Consider the following 24,149-nt stretch of genomic DNA (forward strand, 5'->3'; position numbering starts at 1 on the left):
CAACCGCGCGGCATTTCCGGATCACGCGGTGATCATCCCCGGCGCGACGCGCGCCAACCGGGGCCCGCGAGACGGCAGAGATGTCCCACCTCGATGGCAAACAACCGTCCGTAGCGTGTCACGGAACGCGGGCGCCGGGCGGGCCACCTATTAGAAACCGCCGTAGAGCACGTCGCGGCGCCTTCCGGGAGACATCTCTGTCTTCAACCGACTCCGGAAAGGCCACGCGGACGTCGCGGCGCCCGAGCCACGGGCGCGCGACGAGAGACGGCCGCCTCGCGCGGCCCCCTCCGCACGCGACCCGATGAATAGGACAGATTTGGACAGTAAACGCGCTATTCATGGCGCCGTCGCGGCCCTCATCGTCACCGCCGTCCTGAACGCGGCGGCAGGTGCGGCACAGGCCCTCACCCGGGCGGACAGCACGGCCGACTCCGTCACGGAGACGGCGGAACCGACGGGCGCACTCGCGACGGCGGCCCACGCCGCCACCGGCACGCCGGCCGAAGCGCAGGCCGGATCACACGCCGATGCACCGGCCCGCGCACAGGCCGACGCGCAGGCCATCGTCACGGCGCCGGCCGTCGTGACACCGGGCGGCATCACCGCACGGGCCACGGAGGCGGTGAGCGCCGTCACCACGGCCCCCGTCACGTCCGCCCAGGCCGCTGCCGCCCACCCGGCCCAGACGGCCGGAACCGTGTCCCCGATGTCCCAGATGGCCCCGGTCCACCCGGTCCACCCGGTCTACGCCGCCTACTCGGCGTACGTGGCGCCGATGACGCAGGGGGCCCAGGCGCACCAGACGACCGGCACATCCGGCGCGATCGGCGCGATCGACACGGCCGAGAACGCGATCGGCGCGATCGGCGACACGGCCGTGAACGCGATCAGCGCGGCCGGGAGCCCGCCCGTCACGGCCACCGCGGCTGCGCCCGCGAGCGTCCCCGCGGCCCACCCGGCCTGGACGCCCGTCCGGCCGGTCTGGACGCGGGCGGGAGCGGTACGGCTACCGTCCGCCCCGGCCCGCGGGCAGGCCGCGCACGCGAGGCTGAGGTCCAAGCCCGCCGCGAAGACCGCGGCGAGGACGCCCGCCAAGGCGAGGTCGGCGAGAAAGGCCCCGGCGAAGGCCGTGCCGAAGGCGGCGGTCGCGCGGAAGGCGGCGCCCTACCGGGTGCACAGCCGCCTCTGGACGACCTCGGCCCGCCCGGCCGTGCGATCGTGGACGCCCACGACGCCCAAGGGCAGGAACAAGGCGATCGCCTATCGCATGGTCACCCAGCGATCCTGGCCGGTGACCCAGTTCCACTGCCTCGACAGCCTGTGGACCAGGGAGAGCAACTGGAACCACAAGGCGCAGAACCCGTCGTCCGGGGCCTACGGCATCCCGCAGGCGCTGCCGGGCGACAAGATGGTCGGCGTCGGTCACGACTGGCGCGTCAACCCGGCCACCCAGATCCGATGGGGGCTCAAGTACATCCGGGGCCGCTACGGCTCGCCCTGCGGCGCGTGGGGCCACTTCCAGTCGCACAACTGGTACTGACCACGAGCGGGAGTGCCCAGGGGAAGGACGCACTCCAGGCGCCCGGGGGGATCACCCCGGGCGCTTCCGTTTCCCCCGGGTGAGCGGCTCAGGACGTGAGCACGAAGGCGAGCGCGCCCGCCGCCACGGCCAGCACGCCGAGCCAGGCGAGCAGCGCGTCCGCGCGGGCGTCCAGGGGAAGGCCCTGGCGCAGCGCCCGGTCGACGCGGTGGTAGCGCACGCCGGTCCGCGCCAGCAGGATCGCGCCGCACAGCGCGGCGAGGATGAACGGGACCGCCGCGCCGCCGTGCCCGAGTTCCCGCCCGGCGACGCCCGCCGCGCCGAGCCCGCCGGCGGCCAGCGTCGCGGCCGTGCGGATCCACGCCAGCAGGGTGCGCTCGCCGTGCAGGCCCGGACGTTCCTCCACCCCGCCGCTCATCTCACGGTCTCCCTCCGCGCCTCAGCCCGCGACGACGATGAGGACGAGCGCGATCAGGGCCACCGCCGCGACCCCGTACCCGAACACGGGGGCCAGCGCGAGCCCGGGCAGCGGCGCCTGGTGCCGCAGGGCCCGCTGGACGTTGCGCCAGCGCGGGTAGGCCAGCACCGCCGCGACCGCGGCGAGGACCACGAGGATGACGGCGAGGGCGGTGCGCATCCAGGGGATGAAGATGCCCCTCGGCACGGCCGCCATCGCCACGCCGCCGGCGCTGAGCGCGAGCGAGGTGCTGAGCCACGTGAGGAACGTGCGCTCGTTGGCCAGCGTGAACCGGGGGTCCGGCTCCCTTCCTTCGACGTCCATGGAATGAGGCTAATTCATGCACATTTCCCCTGGACAAACAGGGTTTTCAGCCTGGGATCAGGTGCATTCCTCGGCGATGGTGCGCACCGTCCGCGCGGTGTCCGTGGCGACCTTCTGCGCCGCGGCCGCCGCCTCCTCGGGGTTGTCGATGTTCAGCTTCTTGAGGCTGTCCGCCAGGCTCTGCAGGGCCTCGTTGAGCGTGGTGTTCCCCGCCGTGCCGGCGACGTCCTCCAGCTTCGCGGCCCCGTCCTTCAGGGCCTTCTCCATCGCCGCGGGATCGCCGGCCACGCCGGTGATCTTCGCACCCATGTCGGCGAGCGTCTTGTTGGCCTCGATGCACGCCTGGGCCTTGTCGACGGTGCTACATCCCGTCAGCACGGTGAATCCGATCGCCGCAACCGCGGCCAGGGGGAGGAATCGCATACGAACAACCCTATCCAAATCGCCTGACAGGGAGGGCTATGCGAAGAGTACGTCCGTCCGAGTGCGACCGGCCCGATCGGTCAACTATTCCTGATCATTTTGTCGCCGCCCAGGGCCAGCAGGAGGAACATATCGAACTGGTGGAGGTTCGACTTGTCCATGCGTTTGATGGCCTCGATGCCGGACCGGGCGGTGTTGATGTGGCCAAGAGCGCTCAGGCGTGTGGCATCGAACGCCGGGTCATAGTCGGCACCGTGCCTGGCTTCCTGAAGCTCGCTGAACGCGCTGGCGAGCACTTCGAGATCAACGGGCACTTTTCCGGTGACCGGGTCGACGAGCAGGAGCCTTACTGGGTTGGGGGGTGTACGACCGGCTGCGATGTCCTCCACCCATCGGGCGGCCTTCTTGAAGTTGCCGTGGGCGTACCAGCGGCCGATCGCCTGCTGGTGCTCGGTCGGCCCCGTCCTGGCGGCGCGCTTCGCGCCATGCTGAACCAGCTCGTGGAAGAGGGCATAGTAGGCGGTCGACGTCGCACGCCGAAGGTAGGCCGTGCGAGGACGCCCGCGTCCAGCGGTACGGCCCGCGAGCATGCCCGCCAGGTGCAGGTAGTCGTCGGCCTTGAAGTCTCGCCTCACGACCCGTCCTGCTGCTGGTCCCGGATCAATGCCTGGTCGATGTCGCTCGTACCGAAGCCGTCCAGCGGTTCGTCCGCACCTGTGCGGGCCTCGTATTCCTCTTCTGTGAAAAGGGCGACGTACACGTGCTCGTCGAGATCGCGTTCGGCGGCGAGCTTGTTCACCTGTCCGCGCAGCGTGTGTGTGAACTCTGCCGACCATCCACCTTCTTCGGGTGCGTCCAGGACGATGACCGCCTTGAGCGCGGGCTCGCCGTCCGCGTCCACATACGGCTCGACCGACGCGTTCTGGATCGCCGGTGAACCCGGAACGGTCACGCCCCGTATCGCTTCGGCCAGCTCGTTCAGGACTTCGTCTCGCCGGTTGACGCTCATGATGACCATCTTCGCACTCCCTGGTGCGCTTGGAGAGGAGGGCGACTAGAGGTTCGCCATCCTGCCATGGCTCTCCCTGACTCGTGGCCTCTTCCCAGGCATTTCCGGACGCTGAGCGAGGAACGCCGGGCGGCGCCGCCGTCGCGCTCCGCAGCCGAACTCCCGGGCAGAGGCCGTCAGTCGCGGGCCAGGGTCGCCTCCTCGTAGTCCAGCTCGCGGGTCACGCGGCGCAGCACCTCGTCGTCGATGCGCCGCTCGTCGCGCATGCGCACCAGCACCGCGCGCTCGGCCTCCAGCATGGCCCGCCGCAGCCTGCTGTACATCGCGCTCGGCGTCTCCTCGCCCTCCGGGCCGGTGCCGCCGCCGAGCCGTTCCCAGGCGCCCATCGCGCGGCGCTCGGCGTGCGCGCGCAGCCGGTCGACCACCTCGGCGTGCGTCTCCAGTACACCGTCGCTCGTCAGCTCGTCCAGCCGGGCCAGCGCCGCCCCGGCCGCCGCCTGCTGCGCCGCCGCCTCCGAGAGGTTGTCGCGGTAGACCTCGGTCTCGCTGGAGACGCGCAGGCGCCGGATCAGCCACGGGAACGACAGGCCCTGCACCAGCAGCGTGCCGATGACGACGACGAAGGTCAGGAAGAGGATCAGGTCGCGGCCGGGGAAGTCGGACGCCAGCGTGAACGCGGCCGCCAGCGACACCACACCGCGCATCCCGGCCCAGCCGATCACCATGATGTGCGAGGCGGGCGGCCGCTCCTCCCGCTCGCGGATCCTGCTGGAGAGCATGCGCGGCAGGTGGGTGCCGGCGAACACCCAGATGACGCGGGCGACGACCGCCGCGGCGAACACGACCACCGCGTACCCCGCCACCCGCCACGGGTCCTGCCCGGCGAGCCCCTTGAGGATGAGCGGGAGCTGCAGGCCGATGAGCAGGAAGACCACGATCTCCAGCAAGAAGTCGAGCACCTTCCACACCGAGTACGACACCACCCGGGTGCCGTACGTCGTGCGGTTCATCCGGTGGCCGATGTAGACCCCCACCACCACGACGGACAGCACCCCCGAGGCGTGCACGGCCTCGGCCGCGAGGTAGGAGGTGAAGGGGATCAGCAGCGAGATCGCGTTCGTGATCAGCGGATCGCGCACCCGCTTCATCAGCCAGCCGAAGGCGAGCGCCAGCACCAGGCCGATGACCAGCCCCACCCCGGCCGCGTACAGGAGCTGCCCGGCGGCGCTGAGCAGCGTCACGCCCACCCCGCCGGAGACGATGCCCACCCCTCCGACGGCCGCCACCGCGACGCGGAAGGCCGTCAGCGCGGTGGCGTCGTTGAACAGGCTCTCCCCCACCAGGATGGTGATGAGCTTGCGGGGCAGGCCGAGCCTGCGGGCCACCGCGACCGCCGCCACCGCGTCCGGCGGCGCCACGATCGCGCCCAGCGCGAAGGCCGCCGCGAGCGGCAGGCCGGGCACCATGGCGTACGTCAGCAGGCCGATCACCGCGGCGCTGAACAGCACCAGCCCGACCGACAGCAGCGCCACCGGGCGGCGCAGGTCGCGCAGGCGCAGGTAGGAGCTGTCCAGGGCCGCCGAGTACAGCAGCGGCGGCAGGAAGACGAAGAGCACGATCTCGGGGTCCAGCTCGTACTCGGGCATGCCCGGGACCCGCGCCGCGATCAGCCCGATGACGAGCCCGGCGAGCACGAGCAGCAGGGGCACCGACCAGCCCCGCCAACGGGCGAAGGCCGCGACCGCCACCGCGCACGCCGGGAGCAGCACGAGCTGGAGGACCGTCGTTACATCCATGATCCGAAGGATAAGTGGGAATCACGCGCGAGACAGCTCGTCATCAGGGCGACGGCCTCGTACGGCCGCACGCCCCCGCGCCGCACGCCGTCAGCGCGCCGGCGAGGAACGCGCCCCTCTCACCGGCCGGGCCGCGCGCGCCCGCGGGCGCCGCTCACCACTCACGGCCCTTCTCCTCGGAGTACGGGCGCCCGCTCTCTTCCGGCCGGGGACGGCCCGCCTCCGGGCGCGCCCGTTCCCCCGTGCTGTTCATCGCGTCGGGGACGTAGGGCCGCGAGAGCTGCGGATCCGTGTGTTCCATGGGGTGCTGGCCGATCGCGCCGAGCCCGAGCGGGTCCGCCGGATCGACGGGCACCTGGCCCTGCCGCGGGGTCCCCCAGTCGTATCCGGAGGGGTCCGCGGGCGCCTGGTAGCCCGGGTCCGGGTGCCCGCCGGGCGGGGATCCGTAGGGCAGGGAGTCGTTCACGATGAGGTTCTCCCTCGGCACGACGTCCCCCGGGTCGGCGCCGTAGCGCGCCCCGCCGTACTCGTTGGAAGGCGGGTACTCCGTCGAGTCGGCGTAGCCGGGGCGGCCCGAATAGTCGAGCGGAGGCGTGCCGTAGCCGCCACCGCCGAACGCGTCGCCGGGCTCGCCGCCGCGGCCGTAGCCGCCGGGCCGGGACTCGCCCGCCGCACCGTACCCGGCCGGGGGGTAGTCCCCCTGGGGCGCGTACTCGCCCGTGGGGCCGTACTCGCCCGTGGGACTGTACTCGCCCGTGGAGCCGTACTCGCCGCGCGGGGCCGCCGGGCCGGGCGTGAGCTGCTCGGCCGGGAAGCTGTAGCCGGTCGGCGGCGTGAAGTCGGGGTTGACCCCGGTGTCGGACGAGGCGCCCGGGTCGGGGTACTGGGCTCCGTACTGCGGGGAGCCCGCGTGGTCGGGACGGCCGCCGTACTGGGCCGGTCCGCCGGGCTCGGGGGCGCCGCGGTACTGCGGAGATCCGTAGTCAGAGGGCGCGGCCGGGTCGGGGTACGCCGGACGCGCGCCGTACTCGGGCTGCGGCGCGGCGGCCCCCCGGCCGTACTCGGGCGCGCGGCCGTAGTCGGCGGACGGCTCGTGCTCGGAGGCGGGCGCGCGGCGGGCCTGGGGCTCGCCGTACCCGGGCGGGACGCCGTAGTCCCCCACGCCGGGCGGGATGGCCTGCGGGCCGGTGGTGGGCATGGGCACGCCCCCGGGGAACTCGGCGGGCGACGGCGGGGCCTGCGGCGGAACGGGGTGGGCGGCCCGGTCACGGAAGTCGGCCTGCGGGTGCTCGCCCTGTGGCGGGACGTCGGCGGGACGGCCGCCGGAGGCGACCAGCTTGTCCGGGGCGGGCGCCGCGCCGCGCGCCACGAGGACGTCCTTCGGGCCGTGCGCGGGCACGGGGGCGTCCTGGTCCTGCGGGCCCCCCCTCCCCTGCGCGTACGCCGGGTCGTTCCGGTAGTCGTCCTGGTCGTCGGCGTAGGACTCCTGGTAGGACTCGCCGTAGGAGTCCTCGTAGGCGTCGCCGTAGGACATGGCCTGGGTGTACTCGCCGTCGTCGGGCGCGCCGGCGGGGCGGGCGTACTGCCCGGTGCCCGGGTACTGGCGGTACTCGGCGTACTCGCCGTCGTCGGCGTAGTCCCCCTCGTCCCCCTCTTCCCCGTCGTCCTGGTGTCCGGGGTGCTCGCCTTCGTGGCCCTCGGCGTATTCGCCGCCCGCGTCGGCGTACCCCTCGTCCAACGTGTCGAGGAGACGTCCGACGTCCTCCATGGGCATGCGGAAACTGGCGGTGCACATCTCGCCCCGCCACAGGCTGAGAACAAGCGTGCCGTCGTGCCAGGTGACCCGGAGGACACGCTCCTGGCCCCGGGCGTCGAAGAACACCTCACCGAACGATGGCAGTGGGACAACTTCCGACATGGCAGACATCGTGCTTTAACCAGCCTTTATTCGTCCACTCAACCTCAAGAAACCCTACCGAACCGTGAACGCCACCGTCATGGCAGACCCCATGGGCCACTCTTGGCGCATGTGCCGCCGGAACGGAGGCGTAAGGTAGATCGTCATTGACCCCCCAGAACCGGTGCGGCAAGTCTGCCACGCGAAGAGCCGTCCGGCTTCCGGAATGCCGAGATGCACCCGGAACGCACCGCGAGTCGCGGGACCGGTCCAGGCACCGCGACCCCTCCGGGGCGGGTAGCGTTGCGTGTCGTGCTCGACGACTCCCTCGACCCCGTGGACACCTCGGATCCCTCGGACATCTCCGGCGCCTCAGGCACCGCGGCCGCGACCCGCTCGGCGTACGACGCCGGGGACGGCCACGATGACTTCGACGACGAAGGCGCCTTCGAGGACGACCTGGAGGAAGAGGAAGAGCTTCCGCCCGTCGAGCAGTTGCTCGCCGCGGCCGTCACGGGGGTCGGCGGCGCCGAGCGTCCCGGCCAGGTGAAGATGGCGCAGGCCGTGCGGCACGCCATCGAGAGCGACGAGCACGTCGCCGTCCAGGCCGGCACGGGCACCGGCAAGTCGCTGGCGTACCTCGTGCCCGCGATCCGCCACGCCATCGAGTCCGACAGCGCCGTGGTCGTCTCCACCGCCACCATCGCCCTCCAGCGCCAGCTCGTCGACCGCGATCTGCCCCGCCTTTCGGAGGCCCTGGCCGATTACCTACCCCACGAACCACAGTTCGCCATCCTCAAAGGCAGGCGAAACTATCTATGCCGCTACAAAATCACCGCCGCGTGGCCGGACGACGAGGACGACCAGCTCTTCGACCCGCGCGAGGTCAGCGCCACCGGCCGCATGGTGCAGCGCATCCAGGAATGGGCCGAGGAGACCGAGACCGGCGACCGCGACGAGCTCGTGCCCGGCGTCAACGAGCAGGCGTGGCGGCAGTTCTCCGTCACCGCCCGTGAGTGCCTCGGCGCGCAGCGCTGCCCGAGCGGCGCCGAGTGCTTCGCCGAGCGCGCCCGTGAGCGCGCGGGCCAGGTCGACGTCGTCGTCACCAACCACGCGCTGCTCGCGATCGACGCCATGGAGGAGTTCGCCGTCCTCCCCGAGCACGACGTCGTCATCGTGGACGAGGCGCACGAGCTCGTCGACCGCGTGACGAGCGTGGTCACCGACGAGCTGTCGGAGGTCTCCGTAGCGACCGCCGTCCGCCGGGTCGGACGGCTGATCGAGCAGGCCGTCGCCGACCGCCTCCAGGAGGCCGGCGAGGACCTGAAGGCCCTGCTCGCCGCCGCTCCGCCCGGCCGCATCGACCAGATGCCCCAGGTGCTCGGCATGACGCTGTCGCTGGTGCGGGACTCCGCGTGGGCGTGCATCACCGCGATGGGCCCGCGCGGCGGCGACATGTGGGGCGGCGGCAAGAACGACGACCCCGAGAAGGCCGGGCAGCGCAAGGCCGCGTTCACCGCCCTGGACGAGGTGCACGACACCGCCGTCCGCATCCTGGAGGCGTTCGGCGGCGACTCCGAGGTCGACCGGGCCGAGGTCGTGTGGCTCGACGGGGCGACCGACCGCCGTCCCCCGGTGCTCAGGGTCGCGCCGCTGAGCGTCGGCGGCATGCTGCGCGACAAGCTCTTCGCCGACCGCACCGTGATCCTCACCAGCGCCACGCTGGCCCTCGGCGGCACGTTCGACGGCATGGCCCGCCAGTGGGGTCTCGGCCCCGCCCGCGCCGACCAGGCCGACCATGCCGATCATGCCGCACCTGCCGCCCCGGCCGAGAAGACCGACTCCGGGCAGAAGCGCAAGCCGTGGACCGGCCTCGACGTCGGCTCGCCGTTCGACCACGCCCGCAGCGGCATCCTCTACATCGCCAAGCACCTGCCCCAGCCCGGGCGCGACGGGCTTCCCAAGGAGTACCTGGACGAGATCACCGAGCTCATCGAGGCGGCGGGCGGGCGCACGCTCGGCCTGTTCTCGTCCATGCGCGCCGCCAAGGCCGCCACCGAGGCGCTGCGCGACCGCCTGGACACGCCCCTGCTCTGCCAGGGGGACGACTCGACGTCCCTGCTGGTCAAGCAGTTCGCCGAGGACCCGGCCACGTGCCTGTTCGGCACGCTGTCGCTGTGGCAGGGCGTCGACGTGCCCGGCCCGTCCCTGAGCCTGGTGATCATCGACCGCGTGCCGTTCCCCCGGCCGGACGACCCACTGGCGTCGGCCCGGCAGCGGCACATCGCGGCCAGGGGCGGCAACGGGTTCATGGCCGTCGCCGCCACCCACGCGGCGCTGCTCCTCGCCCAGGGCGCGGGGCGGCTGCTGCGCAGCCAGAACGACAAGGGCGTCGTCGCCGTCCTCGACCCCCGCCTCGCGACCGCGCGCTACGGAAGCTTCCTGCGCGACTCGCTGCCGCCGTTCTGGACCACCAGCGACCCGCAGAAGGTGCGCGCGGCCCTGCGCCGGCTGACCTCGGCCGCCTCGTAGGACGGCCAGGGCGCGCCGGGCGTGCGCGCCGGGCGGCTAGGTGCGCGCGTCCCCGGGCGGGGTCTTCGCGTCGGCCATGGTGAGATACGGCCCGAGCGAGGGACGCTTCGGGTCCACCGCGTCGCCCGAGGACCTGCCCCGCAGCCGTCGGCCCACCCACGGCAGCAGGTGCTCGCGCAGCCAGAGCCGGTCCTCGCGCAGCTTCACCCGGCGGTCTACACGCTCGCGCGGCGGCCAGGTGTAGCGCCAGTCGTCCTCGGACGGGACGCCGAGCACCTCGCACACCTTCGCGGCCACCAGGCGGTGACCCTCGGCGTTCATGTGCAGGCGGTCCTCGCTCCAGGCACGCCAGTCGCGCAGGGACTGCATCGACCACTGGTCCACCACCCGGCACCCGTACAGGTCGGCGATGGAACGTACGTGCAGGTAGAACGTGGCGCAGCGGCCCCGGACGTGGCGCATCAGCGGCGTGTCGCGCGGGTCCACGCCGGTGAACAGCACGACCTCGGCGCCCATGGCGCGCAGGTCGCGGACGGCGCGGGCGAACGTCTTGGCCATGCGGTCCGGGTCGCCGCCGGGGCGCAGCAGGTCGTTGCCGCCGGCGCAGAAGGTGATCAGATCCGGCTTCAGCTCGACGGCGGCCGGCACCTGGTGCTCGACGATCTGCTCCAGCAGCTTGCCGCGCACGGCGAGATTGGCGTAGCGGAAGCCGGGCTCCAGCGCGGCCAGGCGCTCGGCGACCCGGTCGGCCCAGCCGCGGAAGTGCCTGTCGTGGCCCGGGTCGTTGAGGCCCTCGGTGAAGCTGTCGCCGATCGCGACGTAGGAGGTGTACGTCACGCGCCCTCCTCGGCGATGGCGCGCAGGGCCAGCTCGTAGGAGCGCAGGCCGAACCCGGCGATCGTGCCCGACGCCACGGCCGCGACCACCGAGGTGTGGCGGAACTCCTCGCGGGCGGCCGGGTTGGAGATGTGCACCTCGATCAGCGGGGCCGTGCGCTGGGCGATCGCGTCGCGCAGCGCGTACGAGTAGTGGGTGAAGGCGGCCGGGTTCAGCACCACGGGGATCGCGCCGTCGGCGGCCTCGTGGATCCAGCCGACCAGCTCGGCCTCGTCGTCGGTCTGCCGGACGTCCACCGACAGCCCGAGCTCCCGCCCCGTCCGCCGGCACAGCGCCTCGAGGTCCTCGAACGTCTGCGCGCCGTACACATCTGGCTCGCGCGTCCCCAGCCGCGACAGGTTGGGGCCGTTGAACACGAACACTGTCCTCATCGAACCGTCCTCATCGAACCGGGCCTCACCGAACCGGGCCTCATCAAACCGGGCCTCACCGCACCGGGCTCATTCAACCGGGCTCGCCGCTCTTCTCTCCCCCACACGGCCGTCCGGGCGCCGTGCCCGTCCCTGCCGCCTGCCGCCGGCGCGCCTCCGCGGTCACCGGGCGATCTGGCCGTAGGCCGCCTCCAGGAGTTCCTCCGGCGGGTCCTCCAGCCGGGTGACCTTCGCGACGTCGTCCAGGATCACGAACCGCCGCTTGGCGCCGCGGTTCTTCTTGTCGACCCGCATGTGGTCGCGCAGCTCCGGCCAGGCCTCGCGGCGGTAGGCGGTCGGCAGGCCCACCGACGTCAGGATCGAGCGGGTGCGCTCGACCAGGTCCGCCCCGGCGTGCCCGGCCAGCCGGGACAGCTCCGCGGCGTACACCATGCCGATGGACACGGCCTCGCCGTGCCGGATGTGGTAGTCCTCGACCCGCTCGATCGCGTGAGCCAGCGTGTGGCCGTAGTTGAGGATCTCGCGCAGGCCCGACTCGCGGAGATCCGCCCCGACGACGTCGGCCTTGACCTGGATCTTGCGCTCGATCAGGGCGCGGGTGTGGCGGCCCTCGGGCAGGCGGGCGCCCTCGGGGTCGTCCTCGATCAGGAGCAGGATCGTCGGGTCGGCGATGAAGCCGCCCTTGATGATCTCGGCGAGCCCGGCCACGTAGTCGTCGCGCGGGACCGACACCAGGGTCGCGAGATCGCACAGGACCCCGGCGGGAGGATGGAACGCGCCGACCAGGTTCTTGCCCTCGGCGGTGTTGATGCCCGTCTTGCCGCCCACGGCGGCGTCGACCATGCCGAGCAGCGTGGTCGGCATCTGGACGACCTCGACCCCGCGCAGCCAGGTGGCGGCGGCGAACCCGGCGAGGTCGGTGGTGGCGCCGCCGCCGACGCCCACCACGGCGTCCGACCGGGTGACGCCGTAGCGGCCGAACGCCGACCACAGCTCGGCCGCGACCTCGACGGACTTGGCGGACTCGCCGTCCGGCACGGGCAGCTCGACCACGGTGTACCCGGCCGACCGCAGGACGCCGCAGACCGGGCGGGCGATCTCCGGCAGGCCGGCGGGGTGGACCACCGCGACCGTGTGCACGCCCGCGCCGAACAGGCCGGGCAGCTCGGCGAGCACGCCGGTGCCGACGACCACGTCGTACGGACGGTCGCCCTTGACGGTGATGCGGGTGCTGGTCACGCCTGGAGCCCCTTGACGATCTCGTCGGTGATGTCCTCGGGAGTGCGCCCGTCGGTCGCCACGATCAGGGACGCCAGCCGCTCGTAGATGGGGCGGCGCTCGTCCATGAGCTGCTTGAGGCGGCTGCGCGGGTTCAGCACCAGCAGCGGGCGCGCCTGGGCGAGCCCGACGCGCTGCACGGCGTCCGCGAGGCCGACCCGCAGGTAGACCACCGGGTGCCCGGCGAGCAGGCCCTGGGTGGCCTCGCTGAGGATGGCGCCGCCGCCGAGCGACAGCACCCCGGCGTGCTCGGCGAGCGCGCGGCGCACGGCCTCGGCCTCGAGCTCGCGGAAGCGGTCCTCGCCGTCGTCCACGAAGATGTCGGAGACGGGCTTGCCCGCCGTGGCCTCGACGTCGGCGTCGGTGTCGCGGAACGACGTGCCGAGCCGGTCGGCCAGCAGGGCGCCGACGGTCGACTTGCCCGACCCCGGCGGGCCGATCAGCACCGCCCTGGGCGTCGTGCGGTCGTCGCCGGGTGCAGGAGAGGTCACTTGATCACCATAGACGAGAGGTAGCCGGACACGTTGCGGGCGACCTCCTCCACGGAGTCGCCGCCGAACTTCTCGACGGCCGCGTCGGCGAGCACCAGCGCGACCATCGCCTCAGCGACGATACCGGCGGCCGGGACGGCGCACACGTCCGACCTCTGGTTGATCGCCTTGGCGGGCTCTCCGGTGAGGACGTCCACCGTGGACAGGGCGCGGGGCACCGTGGAGATCGGCTTCATGGCGGCGCGGACCCGCAGCGGCTCGCCGTTGGTCATGCCGCCCTCGACGCCGCCCGCGCGGTTGGTGACGCGCCGGACGCCCTCGGCGGTGTTCTCGATCTCGTCGTGGGCCTGCGAGCCCCGGCGGCGCGCGGTCTCGAACCCGTCGCCCACCCCGACGCCCTTGATCGCCTGGATGCCCATGAGGGCCGCCGCGAGGCGCGCGTCCAGGCGCCGGTCCCAGTGGACGTAGCTGCCCATGCCGGGCGGCAGCCCGTACGCCACGACCTCGACGACGCCGCCGAGCGTGTCGCCCTCCCTCTTGGCCGTGTCGATCTCTTCGATCATGGCGGCGGCGGCCTCGGAGTCCAGGCAGCGGACGGGATTCTCGTCGATCGCCGCCAGGTCGCCGGGGCCCGGGATCACGTCGGGGGGCGCCTCGACGGAGCCGATGCCGATCACGTGGCTGACGATGTCGACGCCGAGCGCCTGCTTGAGGAAGTTCCGGGCGACCTGGCCGAGCGCGACGCGGGCCGCCGTCTCACGGGCGCTGGCGCGGTCCAGCACGGGGCGGGCGTCGTCGAAGCCGTACTTCTGCATGCCCGACAGGTCGGCGTGGCCGGGGCGGGGACGCGACAGCGGGGCGTTGCGGGCCTGCGCGGCGAGCAGGTCGGGGTCGACCGGGTCGGCCGCCATCACCGTCTCCCACTTGGGCCATTCGGTGTTGCCCACGCGGATCGCCACCGGGCTGCCCAGCGTGCGGCCGTGGCGGACGCCACCGACGATGGTCACCTCGTCCTGCTCGAACTTCATGCGCGCGCCCCGGCCGTACCCCAGCCGGCGCCTCGCCAGAGCGTCCTGAACATCGGCGGTCGTCACCGCGACTCCGGCGGGCAGCCCTTCGAGGATGGCGACGAGCTCGGGGCCATGGGACTCGCCTGCGGTCAACCAGCGCAACATGATGACAAGTCTTCCATGCACCGCCCACTGCCCTCACCCACCTCCCGGCGAACCCGGCGCCCTGCTCCGGGGCGGTGCCGGTGGCCGTTCCGGCTAGCGGAAGGTGGCGGCCAGGGCCCCGAGGAGGATGAACGGGCCCAGGGGGAAGTGGGTCTTGGCGGTGGCGCGGCGGGTGAGGAGCAGGGTGACGGCGTACAGGGCGCCGAGGAACTGGCCCGCGAGCGCGCCCACGAGCCACGCGTCCAGGCCGAGGGCGCCGGTGAGCATGCCGACGAGCCCGGCGAGCTTCACGTCCCCGAAGCCGAGCGCGTCGGGCCGGACGAACCACATGATCGCGTACGCCCCGGTCAGCGCAAGGCCGCCGAGCAGCCCGCCGGCGAGGTGCCCCGTGGGGACCAGCAGGACCGCGAGGATCGGGTAGGACGGCAGCGTGATCGCGTCCGGCAGCCGCCGCGTACGCCAGTCGATCACCGCGAGCGCGCACCCCGCGAGCGCCGCGTACAGCCAGGCGGCCAGCTCCCACGAACCCGCGAACCTCCAGGCCACCAGCGCGCAGACGACGGCGACGCCCGTCTCGGCGACGGGCGGCCACGCGGGCCGGGGGACGGCGCGCACCATGCCACGGAACGCGCGCCGCGCCTCTTCCCTGGAGGCCCGCCGCGTCGCACCATGATCGAGCCGCGCCACGTCCTGGTGTACGTCCGCCGGATCCTCCGGGGCGAGGTCGGCCGCTTCGTGCCGGTCCGCCTCAGGGCCCTCCGGCGTCGGCTGGGCCGGGGTCCGGACGGTGAGGTCTTCGGACGGGCCGAAGCCGTTCGCCAGGGCGCGGATGTACGGCCCGGCGAGGAGACCCAGGAGGGCGGCTCCGGCGACGATGAAGCTCACACGCCGACCCTAGCCGCCGCGGCCCCTGGCGATCAGCCGTTGTCGCGGCGCAGGCGGCGGAACAGGCCGCGCCTGGCGGTGGGGATGCGCGCGACGGTCACGTCGGCGTGTGCAGCCAGCCCGCGCAGCAGGGCCTGCACGCCGTCGCCGTCTCCGGTGGTCCCGCCGATGGAGGCCAGGGCGCGCAGGACCCCGCCCTCGATCGCGAACGGCACCGGACCGGCGACGTCGATCATCACGGCGGCGGCGTCCTCACCCAGCGCGGCCCGGCAGACCTGTGGGGTGGCCGCCTGGATCGGCCGCGCGTCGGCGCGCCACAGCCGGAGCGACTCGGCCCCCGTGAACGCCGGCACCGCCTTCCTGCCGTCGGCGCCCACCAGGACCGGCAGCGCCATCTCGCTTTCCTTCTCCCGCCGGAGGCCGTTCTCTGCGACCTCCGACTCGGTCAGGAGCGCCACCACGGGGACGAGCAGGCGCGCGGTGCTCAGGGCGGTCGCCACCTCGGCGGCGCCACCGGTCCCGGCGGCGTACGCGGCCAGCGCGGCGGCCACCGACGGGTCGGCGCGACCGTCGTCGTCGGGAAGCAGCGGCTGCGGAATGCTCGGCACGACCCGCGAGCCTACCCGCCGCCACGGCACGCTCACGCCACGAGACCCGCCCGGTCTCCCGTCAGCTCAGGTCGGCGATGGCGGCCACGGGGCCGCCGCCCGAGGGGCCCTGGTGGACGGCGGCCACCGAGACGAAGACGGCCGGGTCGCCGGTGACACCGGCGGCGACGCCGCCGACCGTGGCCTTGATCTGGCGGTGCCAGTGGACGTCGGAGTCGTCGAGCATGATGTTCCTGCGCCCGCGCACCCGGCCACTGGGATCGGCCTCGCACTTCATGAACACGTTGACGAGCCGGCCGCCGAGGTCGCTCGGGTGCGGGCGGTCGGGCAGGTCGATGCCGCTGGCGCGGATCGCCTCCCAGATGCCGTCCGCGTCCAGGGCGTCCTTCATCACGCTGTGCCCGATGCGGTACCGGCCGCCGATGCCGCGGACGTTGCCGACGACGACGATCTGCGCCCGGTCCAGCTCGACGCCGGACGAACACGAGGCGACGCTGGAGTAGAGGGAGAGGTCGCGGTGGATCTGCTCGGCGCTCGGCATCTCGATCTCGCCGAGCGCGACGGCGATGCCGAGGGCGGTCGTGGAGTTGGAGATGTCCATGGAGGGGCCGGTGTCCTCGATGACGACGTCCTGCCCGCGCGACTTGGCGTCGGTGATCGTGGCGAGGGTGAGCAGCGGGGTCTTGGTCTGCACGTAGTGGACGTCGGCCGGGTCCTCGATCCCGGCGATCTTCATGGCCTCCCGCACGCCGGCGGCGACCTTCTCGACCATCGCGGGGCGGCCGATGTCCTCGGGGAGGATGACGTCGCTCATCGCGACGCCGACCGAGACGCGCGGCTCCTCGGACGGCTCGACGGTGGCGGGGTCGACGGAGGCGAAGATCGTGGCGTGCGGGCTGAGCACGCCGTCGGTGCCGCCCGACCACACCAGCGGCACCTGCGCGACCTCCTCGGGCTTCCGCGTTCCCTTGGCGATCAGGACCTCGCGGAAGGCGCGGTCGGCCAGGATGCGGGTGTAGTCGTTGACGCCGCCGTTGCCCTCGGTCTTGCCGATCACGGCGAGCACGCGGTCGGCCTCGATCACGCCGTCGTCGATGAGCTTCTCCAGCCCGGAGGCGTCGGTGACGCTCTCGATGGCGACCTTGCGCACCTCGATCGGATCCGGCATATCTCTTTCCTCTCCTATCTTCCGGTCACCGCCCGGTCACCGCGCGCGGGGCCGGTCGTTCCTTCACGGCCGGACGTTCCCGGCCGGCATGTCCATCACTCCCGTCGCGGGCTCCGGGCTCGGGGACGCGGCTCACGGCCCGGTCCCGTCCACGATCGTCCCGGCCCGAAGCTATCCACACCGGAGTCCGGCCTCATTGGCTACTATTGCCCACTGATTCCGGTTTCTTCGGAGCATTTCGCCGAATAAGATCCGGCCATACCACCATTTACCACCCCGCAGGTATATCGATTCGACGGAGACGCCGCCCGGGGCGCGGATTCCTCGCGCCCGCGGTGCGTCACGATGCAGAATCGGGGGCGTGGAGTCCCAGAAACTGGAGCGCGACGAGGTCGCCGCCGCCATGTCCGCACGCCGCGAGCTCGGCCCCCAGTACGAGCTCGAACTGGCCGAATCCCTGGTCGACCGAGTGAACGCGGTCATCGACGCCAGGCTGGCCGCCCGGCCGAGGCGCCAGGGTCCCGACTGGGCGCAGATGGCGCTCGGTCTCGGGTCGCTCGCACTGTCGGTGCCCCTGACGTTCGCCGTGGTGCTGAACACCTCGAGCACTTTTGCGCTGCTGCTCGTGTTCGCGCTCATCGCGGCCGTCAACTTCGCGTACGCGATCACCAGGACCGGCGGGCGCGACAACAGAAAGTGACGGCCGTCCCGCCCGGGCGCACCCCCATCCCTTCACTCCCTGAGTGCTAAATCGTTCCACATCCCATTATGTCGCCAAAGTCCGACTTTTTCTGAAAATATTTCGCGGCGGGAGGCAACCTCCCGTCGCTTTTTCGTGTCTGATCGGGTTGACGGGTAGTAAACAATCCGCAAAGGACGACGATGAAGCGAAAAGTCGCAGCAATCGCCCTCGCGGCCGTGACCACGCTGGGCGTGACGGCGGGGCCCTCGGCCGCCGGCACGGCCACGGCACAGCCCGGCGGGAAACAGCCCGGTACCGGGCAAGGCGCGGCGAAGAGCGTGTCCGGCACGGTAACCCTCATCACGGGCGACCGGGTGACGGTGTCCGGATCGCCGGACGACGCGAAGGCGTACCAGGTCCGGCCGGGGGCGGGGCGCAAGGCGTCCTTCTCGATCCAGAAGTACGCCGGGCACGTGTACGTGATCCCGTCGGACGCGGCCCCCCTCATCGGCAAGGGCCTGGTCGACCGGCGGCTGTTCGACGTCACGCAGTTGCTGGCGTGGGGCTACGACGACGCGCACCGCGCCGACATCCCGATCATGACGCAGGGCGGCGCGGCGCCGAAGGCGGCCAAGGCCGGGCGCACCCTGGACGACGTCGGCCTGGCGGCGTCCCGCGTGCCGAAGGCGCAGGCCGCCACCGTCTGGGACGGCCTGCGGCCCGGCACGGCCGCCAAGTCGCTCACGGCCGGCGTGACCAAGCTCTGGCTCGACGGCAAGCTCTCCTACCTGCTGGACAAGAGCGTCCCGCAGATCGGCGCGCCGGAGGCCTGGAAGACGGGCCTGACGGGCAAGGGCGTGACCGTCGCGGTCCTCGACACCGGCTACGACCCAAACCACCCCGACCTCAAGGGAGTGGTCACCCAGTCCGCCAACTTCTCCGACGAACCCGACACCAGCGACGACGTCGGCCACGGCACCCACGTTGCGTCCATCATCGCGGGCTCGGGCGCGGCGTCGGGCGGCAGGTACAAGGGCGTCGCGCCCGAGGCCAAGATCGCCGTCGGCAAGGTCGGCGGGGCCTTCGGGATCGCCGAGTCGGCGCTGATCGCCGGCATGGAGTGGGCCGCGACCGAGGTCAAGGCTCCGGTGGTCAACGTCAGCATCGGCGGGCCGGACGGCCCGGACGTCGACCCGGTCGAACAGGCGGTGAACACGCTGAGCGAGCGGACCGGCACGCTGTTCGTCATCGCGGCGGGCAACTCGGGCGTGCCCGGATCGGTCGGCAGCCCGGGCACCGCCGACGCCGCGCTCACCGTCGGCGCCGTCGACGGGAACGACCGTCTCGCGGCGTTCTCCAGCCAGGGCCCGCGCGTGGGCGACCGCGCCGTCAAGCCCGACATCACCGCGCCGGGCGTGGCGATCACGGCCGCGGGGGCCGCGGGGACCACGCCGGAGCAGTACGTGGCCTACAGCGGCACCTCGATGGCGACCCCGCACGTCGTGGGCGCCGCCGCGATCCTGGCCCAGCAGCACCCGGACTGGACGGGGGCGCGCCTCAAGGCCGCGCTGATGGCCTCGGCCAAGCCCGGCACGGACCTGACGCCGTACCAGCAGGGCACCGGCCGGGTCGACGTGGCGAAGGCCGTCACCCAGACGGTGGTGGCCGACACCCCGAACGCCTGGGCCGTCGTGCGCTGGCCGGGAAGCGGCCCGGCCGTCACCAAGGAGATCACCTACACCAACACCTCGTCCGCGCCGGTGGACCTCGCGCTGGCCGAGGACGGCCCGTTCACCCTCTCCGCCGACCACCTCGCGGTCCCCGCGGGCGGCAGCGCGTCGGTGACGCTGACCCTGGCCTCCGGGCTGACCGCCGGCGCCTACCCCGGCGTCGTCACCGCGACGGCGGACGGGGTGACCGTGCGCGGCCTGGCGGGCGCGTACGTCGAGCCGGAGTCCTACGACGTGACGCTGAAGGCGACCGGCAGGGACGGCCAGCCCCTCGACGACGCCTTCGCCACGTTCTACAACCTCAAGTCCGGCGATTACAACGATCTGCGCTTCACCGGCGGGGTCGCCACGGCCCGCCTGCAGCCCGGCGAGTGGAAGCTCATCGCCGAACTGCAGGAGGAGAACGCCTACACCTTCACCCACCGCACGGTGACGGTCGGCACGCATGACGAGACCGTGACACTGGACGCCCGCAAGGCGAACCCCGTCACGTTCTCGCTGGACGACCCGGCGGCCACGCGCTCAGAGTTCATCCAGATCAACACGCGCATGAAGGACGGCGACTCGGCGTACGAGAGCTTCTTCGCGAACGCGGCTCCGCAAGGCTGGAACGCCTACCTGCTGCCCTCCCGGGAGCCGAACCTCGACTACCTGTCGCGAACGGTGTGGGAGAAGGGCTCGCCCGTGACGAGCCGGTACGACCTGGCGGACTACCGCAAGGGCGGCCTTCCCGCCGACCCGGGCGGCCGGTTCAGGAAGGCGGACCTGGCGAAGATCACGACCACCTTCCGCGCGCAGGACGTCGCCGCCCCCGCCGAGTTCGACCGGGTCGCGAACCTGCCCGGCCAGTCGTTCATCCTCCGCGGGCTGTCGTCGTCGGCCGTGACGGTTCCCGGCAAGCTCACCAACTACGTGACCCCCGGGACCGAGATGTCGTGGAACGGCGCCCTCGCGCACGACCTGGGGGCCTACATCCTCGCCGACGCGGCGGCACACACCGTGCGGCGCGGGAACGCCTCCGAGGTGTGGAACGCCGCGGCCATCGGCCCGTCCGCGCCTCCGGTGCTGCGGTTCGAGGACGAACTGCTCTACGTCCTCGACGGCCTGTTCAGCGACCGCGCCGCCGGCCGCCGGGGCTGGGACAGGAACGTCACGGGGACCGCGAGCCTCAGCAAGGACGGCACGGTCCTGCAGAGCATCAGGCTGGACGGCTGCGTCTTCGGCGGCATGTGCGCGCTGCTGACGACGGTCCCGGCCGCCGAGGCGACCTACACGGTGAACGTGTCGGCCCGGCGCTCGGTCCCGTACTCCACGCTGGCGACGGCGGTCGACGCGTCCTGGACGTTCAGGTCGGCGCACACGGCCGACGTGTCGGCGCTCCCGGTTCCCGCCGTGAAGTACGACCTGGTGGGGGTCGACGACCACAACCGGGCGAAGCCCGGCTCGGTCACCGCGATCGGGATGACCGCCGAGGGTGGCGCGCTCTCGTCGCTGAAGGTCGAGGCGTCCTTCGACGACGGCAAGACCTGGCGGCCGCTGCGGGTGAACCGGGTCGGCGACAAGTGGGCCGCCTTCGTGGCCAACCCCGCCTCCGCCGGCTTCGTGTCCCTGCGCACCACGGGCGCCGGCCCAGGCGGCGTCGAGGTGAAGCAGACGATCACGCGGGCCTACGCGGTCAAGCGCTGACCGTGCGCCGGGCGCGGCGGCGGATCCGGGAGACCGGCCGCCGCCGCGCCCGGCGCGAGCCGTACGGCGCGGCGTCAGCCGTTCAGGCGGGCCAGCCGGGCCACGGCCTCGTCGATGACCTCGTCCTTCTTGCAGAAGGCGAACCGGACGAAGTGCCGCCCGAGGTCGCGGCGGTCGTAGAAGACCTGGGTGGGGATGGCGACGACGCCGGCGAGCTCGGGCAGCCGCCGCGCGAGGTCGAGGCCGTCGGTGAAGCCGAGCGGGCGGATGTCGGTCTGCACGAAGTACGTCCCCGCGGGCCGGTAGACCTCGAAGCCGGCCGACGTAAGCCCGGCCATCAGGCGGTCGCGCTTGGCGGCGAGCCCGTCGCGCAGGCCGCCCACCCAGGCCAGTTCCTCGCGCAGGCCGTGGGCGACCGCGAGCTGCCACGGGGCGCCGGAGGTGAACGTGAGGAACTGCTTGACCGTCTGGGCGGCGGTGACCAGCCCGCGCGGCGCGCAGATCCAGCCCGTCTTCCAGCCGGTCACCGAGAAGGTCTTGCCCGCCGAGGAGATCATGACGGTGCGCTCACGCATGCCCGGCAGGGTGGCGAGGGGGATGTGCTCGACCCCGTCGTAGGTCAGGTGCTCGTACACCTCGTCGGTGACGGCCACCAGGTCGTGTTCCCGGACGACGTCGGCGATCATCGTCAGCTCGTCGTAGGTGAAGACGGTGCCGGTGGGGTTGTGCGGTGAGTTGACGAGGATCGCCCGGGTGCGCGGGCCGGCGGCGGCGCGCAACTCGGCGGGGTCGAAGGTGAAACGGCCGTCCACGGGGCGCAGCGTGACGGGCCTGCGCACGGCGCCGGCCAGCGAGATCGCGGCGGCGTAGGAGTCGTAGTACGGCTCGAAGACGATGACCTCGTCGCCGGGCTCGCACAGGGCGAGGACCACGGCGGAGATGGCCTCGGTCGCGCCGACGGTCACCAGGATCTCGCCGTCCGGGTCGTAGTCGAGGCCGTAGTGCTGCTTGCGGTGCTCGGCGACGGCCTGCCGCAGTTCGGGCAGCCCCGGCCCGGGAGGGTACTGGTTGAAGCCGTCCCTGATCGCGGCGACGGCCCGTTCGAGCATGGCCGGGGGGCCGTCGGTGTCGGGGAAGCCCTGGCCGAGGTTGATCGACGCCGTGCGGACGGCCAGCGCCGTCATCTCGGCGAAGACGGTGGTGCCGAACTCGCGCATGCGCGCCACCAGAGGTTCGCTCACACCGGCAGCCTATCCGGCCGCCGGGCATTAGCCTCGTCGGATGGACGCCTGGATTGCCCCCTTATGCGGGTCATGTGAGCGGCGGCGGCGCGGGTGACGCGGATCCGGGAGCTCGACACGCTGCGCGGTTTCGCCGCCTGCGGCATCACCGTCGTCAACACCTGGCAGCACACCGCGGGCGCGCTGGAACGGCGCGTCCCCACCCCCGCCGACTGGATCGTCGAGAACCTCCTGCAGGGCCGCTTCTACCCCGTCTTCTCCTTCCTCTTCGGCGTCAGCTTCGTGCTGTTCCTGCGCTCGGCGGCGCGCAGGACCCCTCGTCCGTGGTGGCCGCTGCTGCGCAGGCTCGGCGTGCTCGCCTGCCTGGGCCTGCTGCACCGGTTCGTCAGCCCCGGAGAGGTGCTGCTGCCGTACGCGATCGCCGGGGCGCTCGTGCTGCTGCCCGCCTCCTTCCTGCCCCGATGGCTGGTGCTCACCGCCGGGGTGGGCGGCACGCTGTGGGCCGTGCTCGCCGAGGCCGGCGGCATCTGGCTGGTCCCGGGGCTCTTCCTGCTCGGCATGGCCGTGATCGAGTACGCCCCGGGCCCGCGCGCCCTGGCGCCCGCGTTCGCGGTGAGCGCTCCCCTGGCCGTCGCGCTGACCGGCGCCTGGGTGTACCTGTGGGCGCACCCGGAGACGTTCCGCTTCCCGTACACCGTGGCCGTCTACCCGCTCGCCGGGCTCGCCTCCGCCGTCGCCTACTGCACCGGCGTCCTGCTGCTCGCCCGCCGCGCCCCCGGCGTCGGCGCCTTCCTCCAGCCGCTCGGGCGGATGACCCTCACCGCCTACCTGGCGGGCAGCCTCTCGGCCGCGGCCCTCGCGCCGCTGCTGGCGCGGGACGGCACCAGGCTCGGCGCCCTGGCCGCGGCCGCCGCCGTCCTGGCGATCCTCGCCGGGTTCGCGCACTGGTGGCTGGCGCGTTTCCGCCACGGACCGCTCGAATGGGCCTGGCGATGCCTCACCTGGGGAGAGCTCGTCCCGGCCCGCCGCTCCCCCGATCCCGCGCCGCCGGCGACCGCGCCCCGCGACCTCTCCGGCGGACCGGCGGCGCGAGATCTCGGCAACTGAGGCCCTCCCCGCTTACCCTGGTGGGGTGACCCGCATCGCGCTGTGCCAGATCCCGGTGTCCGAGGACCCGAAGACCAACCTGGAACGCGTCCGTGACGCGCTCGGCCGGGCCGCCTCCAAGGGCGCCGCCCTGGCCGTGTTCCCCGAGGCGACGCTCACCCGCATCGGCAAGCGCGTCACCGACTTCGCCGAGCCGCTCGACGGCCCCTTCGTCACCGCCGTGGCCGACGCCGCGCGCACGCACGAGGTGGCGGTCGTCCTCGGCACGTTCGAGCCGGTGGAGGGCCGGGTCTTCAACACCGCCGTCGCGCTGGACCGCCGCGGGCGGCGCGCGGGGGCGTACCGGAAGATCCACCTGTTCGACTCCTTCGGCGCCCGCGAGTCCGACCTGGTCGCGCCCGGGGACGCGCCCGTCGTCGTGGAGCTCGCCGGCCTGCGCCTCGGCCTGATCACCTGCTACGACATCCGCTTCCCCGAGCACGCCCGCGCGCTGGTCGACCTCGGCGCCGACGCCTTCGCCGTCATCGCCGCCTGGGGCACCGGGCCGATGAAGGAAGAGCACTGGACGACGCTCGTCAAGGCGCGGGCCATCGAGAACACCATGTGGACGATCGCCGTCGGCCAGGCCCCGAACCCCGAGGCCCTGGACGGTTTCGGCGTCGGCAGGAGCATGCTGGCCGACCCGATGGGCGTGGTCCGCGCCGACCTCGGGCCCGCGCCGTGCGTCCACGTGGCCGAGATCGACCTCGCCGAGACCGAGCGCGTGCGCGCCACGCTGCCCAGCCTCTCGCACCGGCGCGCAGATATTTATCGCGCAGTGCCAAAAGCCGAGGTCGCCAGATCGTAAAA

The 24,149-nt window shown here is 72.8% G+C and carries 22 protein-coding genes; 6 read left to right on the plus strand and 16 right to left on the minus strand.

The genetic code is table 11. The features are described from left to right. Positions 1-319 precede the first annotated feature (319 nt). On the plus strand, positions 320-1,543 hold the full coding sequence (locus AB0H21_RS01125) for a hypothetical protein (RefSeq protein ID WP_358509704.1): 1,224 nt from the start codon (positions 320-322) through the stop codon (positions 1,541-1,543). 88 nt (positions 1,544-1,631) lie between these two features. Here AB0H21_RS01125 and AB0H21_RS01130 read toward each other — a convergent pair whose 3' ends face one another. From AB0H21_RS01130 to AB0H21_RS01160, 7 genes are all read right to left on the minus strand, one after another. Continuing rightward, positions 1,632-1,961, minus strand: a complete 330-nt coding sequence (locus tag AB0H21_RS01130; protein WP_358509707.1) for a DUF202 domain-containing protein — start codon at positions 1,959-1,961, stop codon at positions 1,632-1,634. Positions 1,962-1,982: 21 nt separating this feature from the next. Then, entirely contained in the window at positions 1,983-2,324 is a 342-nt protein-coding gene (locus AB0H21_RS01135) for a DUF202 domain-containing protein (protein ID WP_358509710.1), read from the minus strand. A 57-nt stretch (positions 2,325-2,381) separates the two neighbouring features. Then, positions 2,382-2,747 (minus strand): hypothetical protein, encoded by a 366-nt coding sequence (locus AB0H21_RS01140; RefSeq protein WP_358509713.1) that lies wholly within the window; start codon positions 2,745-2,747, stop codon positions 2,382-2,384. A gap of 80 nt (positions 2,748-2,827) precedes the next feature. Next, positions 2,828-3,382: a hypothetical protein gene (locus tag AB0H21_RS01145; protein ID WP_358509715.1), complete on the minus strand. Its 555-nt coding sequence runs from the start codon at positions 3,380-3,382 to the stop codon at positions 2,828-2,830. Next, the gene (locus AB0H21_RS01150; RefSeq protein ID WP_358509718.1) at positions 3,379-3,765 is read right to left on the minus strand and encodes a hypothetical protein; all 387 of its coding nucleotides are present in this window, start codon (positions 3,763-3,765) and stop codon (positions 3,379-3,381) included. The genes AB0H21_RS01145 and AB0H21_RS01150 overlap by 4 nt, the downstream gene beginning before the upstream one ends. Before the next feature lie 167 nt (positions 3,766-3,932). Then, the gene (locus AB0H21_RS01155; RefSeq protein ID WP_358509721.1) at positions 3,933-5,552 is read right to left on the minus strand and encodes a Na+/H+ antiporter; all 1,620 of its coding nucleotides are present in this window, start codon (positions 5,550-5,552) and stop codon (positions 3,933-3,935) included. A 154-nt stretch (positions 5,553-5,706) separates the two neighbouring features. After that, the gene (locus AB0H21_RS01160) at positions 5,707-7,470 is read right to left on the minus strand and encodes a hypothetical protein (protein ID WP_358509723.1); all 1,764 of its coding nucleotides are present in this window, start codon (positions 7,468-7,470) and stop codon (positions 5,707-5,709) included. Between the two features lie 438 nt (positions 7,471-7,908). On the opposite strand from AB0H21_RS01160, the gene AB0H21_RS01165 reads away from it, so the two are divergent. Then, positions 7,909-9,981 carry an ATP-dependent DNA helicase gene (locus AB0H21_RS01165; protein WP_358511333.1) on the plus strand — a complete coding sequence of 691 codons (2,073 nt, stop codon included), beginning with the start codon at positions 7,909-7,911 and terminating at the stop codon, positions 9,979-9,981. Positions 9,982-10,017: 36 nt separating this feature from the next. Here the strand turns inward: AB0H21_RS01165 and AB0H21_RS01170 are convergent, their stop codons facing one another. The 8 genes from AB0H21_RS01170 to AB0H21_RS01205 all read right to left on the minus strand — a co-directional run bounded on the left by AB0H21_RS01170 (position 10,018) and on the right by AB0H21_RS01205 (position 16,854). Beyond that, complete coding sequence (locus tag AB0H21_RS01170; protein WP_358509726.1) at positions 10,018-10,818, minus strand: SGNH/GDSL hydrolase family protein; 801 nt, start codon at positions 10,816-10,818, stop codon at positions 10,018-10,020. Continuing rightward, complete coding sequence (aroQ, locus tag AB0H21_RS01175; protein WP_358509729.1) at positions 10,815-11,249, minus strand: type II 3-dehydroquinate dehydratase; 435 nt, start codon at positions 11,247-11,249, stop codon at positions 10,815-10,817. Before aroQ ends, AB0H21_RS01170 begins: the two co-directional genes overlap by 4 nt. Positions 11,250-11,411: 162 nt before the next feature. Continuing rightward, the gene (aroB, locus tag AB0H21_RS01180; RefSeq protein ID WP_358509732.1) at positions 11,412-12,488 is read right to left on the minus strand and encodes a 3-dehydroquinate synthase; all 1,077 of its coding nucleotides are present in this window, start codon (positions 12,486-12,488) and stop codon (positions 11,412-11,414) included. Next, positions 12,485-13,018 (minus strand): shikimate kinase, encoded by a 534-nt coding sequence (locus AB0H21_RS01185; RefSeq protein ID WP_358509734.1) that lies wholly within the window; start codon positions 13,016-13,018, stop codon positions 12,485-12,487. Before AB0H21_RS01185 ends, aroB begins: the two co-directional genes overlap by 4 nt. Next, a complete protein-coding gene (aroC, locus tag AB0H21_RS01190; RefSeq protein WP_358509737.1) occupies positions 13,015-14,193 on the minus strand; it encodes a chorismate synthase in 1,179 nt (392 codons plus the stop codon). The genes AB0H21_RS01185 and aroC overlap by 4 nt, the downstream gene beginning before the upstream one ends. A 93-nt stretch (positions 14,194-14,286) precedes the next feature. Continuing rightward, complete coding sequence (locus tag AB0H21_RS01195; protein WP_358509740.1) at positions 14,287-15,078, minus strand: A24 family peptidase; 792 nt, start codon at positions 15,076-15,078, stop codon at positions 14,287-14,289. Between the two features lie 32 nt (positions 15,079-15,110). Next, entirely contained in the window at positions 15,111-15,686 is a 576-nt protein-coding gene (locus AB0H21_RS01200; RefSeq protein WP_358509742.1) for an SseB family protein, read from the minus strand. Between the two features lie 61 nt (positions 15,687-15,747). Then, positions 15,748-16,854, minus strand: coding sequence for a ring-opening amidohydrolase (locus AB0H21_RS01205; protein ID WP_358509744.1), 1,107 nt, complete (start codon positions 16,852-16,854; stop codon positions 15,748-15,750). A 361-nt stretch (positions 16,855-17,215) separates the two neighbouring features. Here AB0H21_RS01205 and AB0H21_RS01210 point away from each other — a divergent pair, with 361 nt between their 5' ends. Together AB0H21_RS01210 and AB0H21_RS01215 are read left to right on the plus strand one after the other, a co-directional pair. Continuing rightward, a complete protein-coding gene (locus AB0H21_RS01210; RefSeq protein WP_358509746.1) occupies positions 17,216-17,554 on the plus strand; it encodes a hypothetical protein in 339 nt (112 codons plus the stop codon). A gap of 182 nt (positions 17,555-17,736) precedes the next feature. After that, a complete protein-coding gene (locus AB0H21_RS01215) occupies positions 17,737-20,952 on the plus strand; it encodes a S8 family serine peptidase (protein ID WP_358509749.1) in 3,216 nt (1,071 codons plus the stop codon). A gap of 74 nt (positions 20,953-21,026) precedes the next feature. Here the strand turns inward: AB0H21_RS01215 and AB0H21_RS01220 are convergent, their stop codons facing one another. Beyond that, positions 21,027-22,193, minus strand: a complete 1,167-nt coding sequence (locus tag AB0H21_RS01220; RefSeq protein WP_358509751.1) for a pyridoxal phosphate-dependent aminotransferase — start codon at positions 22,191-22,193, stop codon at positions 21,027-21,029. A gap of 93 nt (positions 22,194-22,286) precedes the next feature. Here AB0H21_RS01220 and AB0H21_RS01225 point away from each other — a divergent pair, with 93 nt between their 5' ends. Further along, on the plus strand, positions 22,287-23,300 hold the full coding sequence (locus tag AB0H21_RS01225) for a DUF418 domain-containing protein (protein WP_358509754.1): 1,014 nt from the start codon (positions 22,287-22,289) through the stop codon (positions 23,298-23,300). 25 nt (positions 23,301-23,325) lie between these two features. After that, positions 23,326-24,147: a carbon-nitrogen hydrolase family protein gene (locus AB0H21_RS01230; RefSeq protein WP_358509757.1), complete on the plus strand. Its 822-nt coding sequence runs from the start codon at positions 23,326-23,328 to the stop codon at positions 24,145-24,147. Positions 24,148-24,149: the final 2 nt, after the last annotated feature.

Source organism: Sphaerisporangium sp. NPDC051011 (genome assembly GCF_040653595.1).
GTDB lineage: Bacteria > Actinomycetota > Actinomycetes > Streptosporangiales > Streptosporangiaceae > Sphaerisporangium.

Coding starts and splice junctions, on each gene's coding strand:
- AB0H21_RS01130 (WP_358509707.1), bottom strand. CDS start 1,961: ATGAGCGGCGGGGTGGAGGAACGTCCGGGCCTGCACGGCGAGCGCACC.
- AB0H21_RS01135 (WP_358509710.1), bottom strand. CDS start 2,324: ATGGACGTCGAAGGAAGGGAGCCGGACCCCCGGTTCACGCTGGCCAAC.
- AB0H21_RS01140 (WP_358509713.1), bottom strand. CDS start 2,747: ATGCGATTCCTCCCCCTGGCCGCGGTTGCGGCGATCGGATTCACCGTG.
- AB0H21_RS01150 (WP_358509718.1), bottom strand. CDS start 3,765: ATGGTCATCATGAGCGTCAACCGGCGAGACGAAGTCCTGAACGAGCTG.
- AB0H21_RS01155 (WP_358509721.1), bottom strand. CDS start 5,552: ATGGATGTAACGACGGTCCTCCAGCTCGTGCTGCTCCCGGCGTGCGCG.
- AB0H21_RS01160 (WP_358509723.1), bottom strand. CDS start 7,470: ATGTCGGAAGTTGTCCCACTGCCATCGTTCGGTGAGGTGTTCTTCGAC.
- aroQ (WP_358509729.1), bottom strand. CDS start 11,249: ATGAGGACAGTGTTCGTGTTCAACGGCCCCAACCTGTCGCGGCTGGGG.
- aroC (WP_358509737.1), bottom strand. CDS start 14,193: ATGTTGCGCTGGTTGACCGCAGGCGAGTCCCATGGCCCCGAGCTCGTC.
- AB0H21_RS01205 (WP_358509744.1), bottom strand. CDS start 16,854: ATGCCGGATCCGATCGAGGTGCGCAAGGTCGCCATCGAGAGCGTCACC.
- AB0H21_RS01215 (WP_358509749.1), top strand. CDS start 17,737: ATGAAGCGAAAAGTCGCAGCAATCGCCCTCGCGGCCGTGACCACGCTG.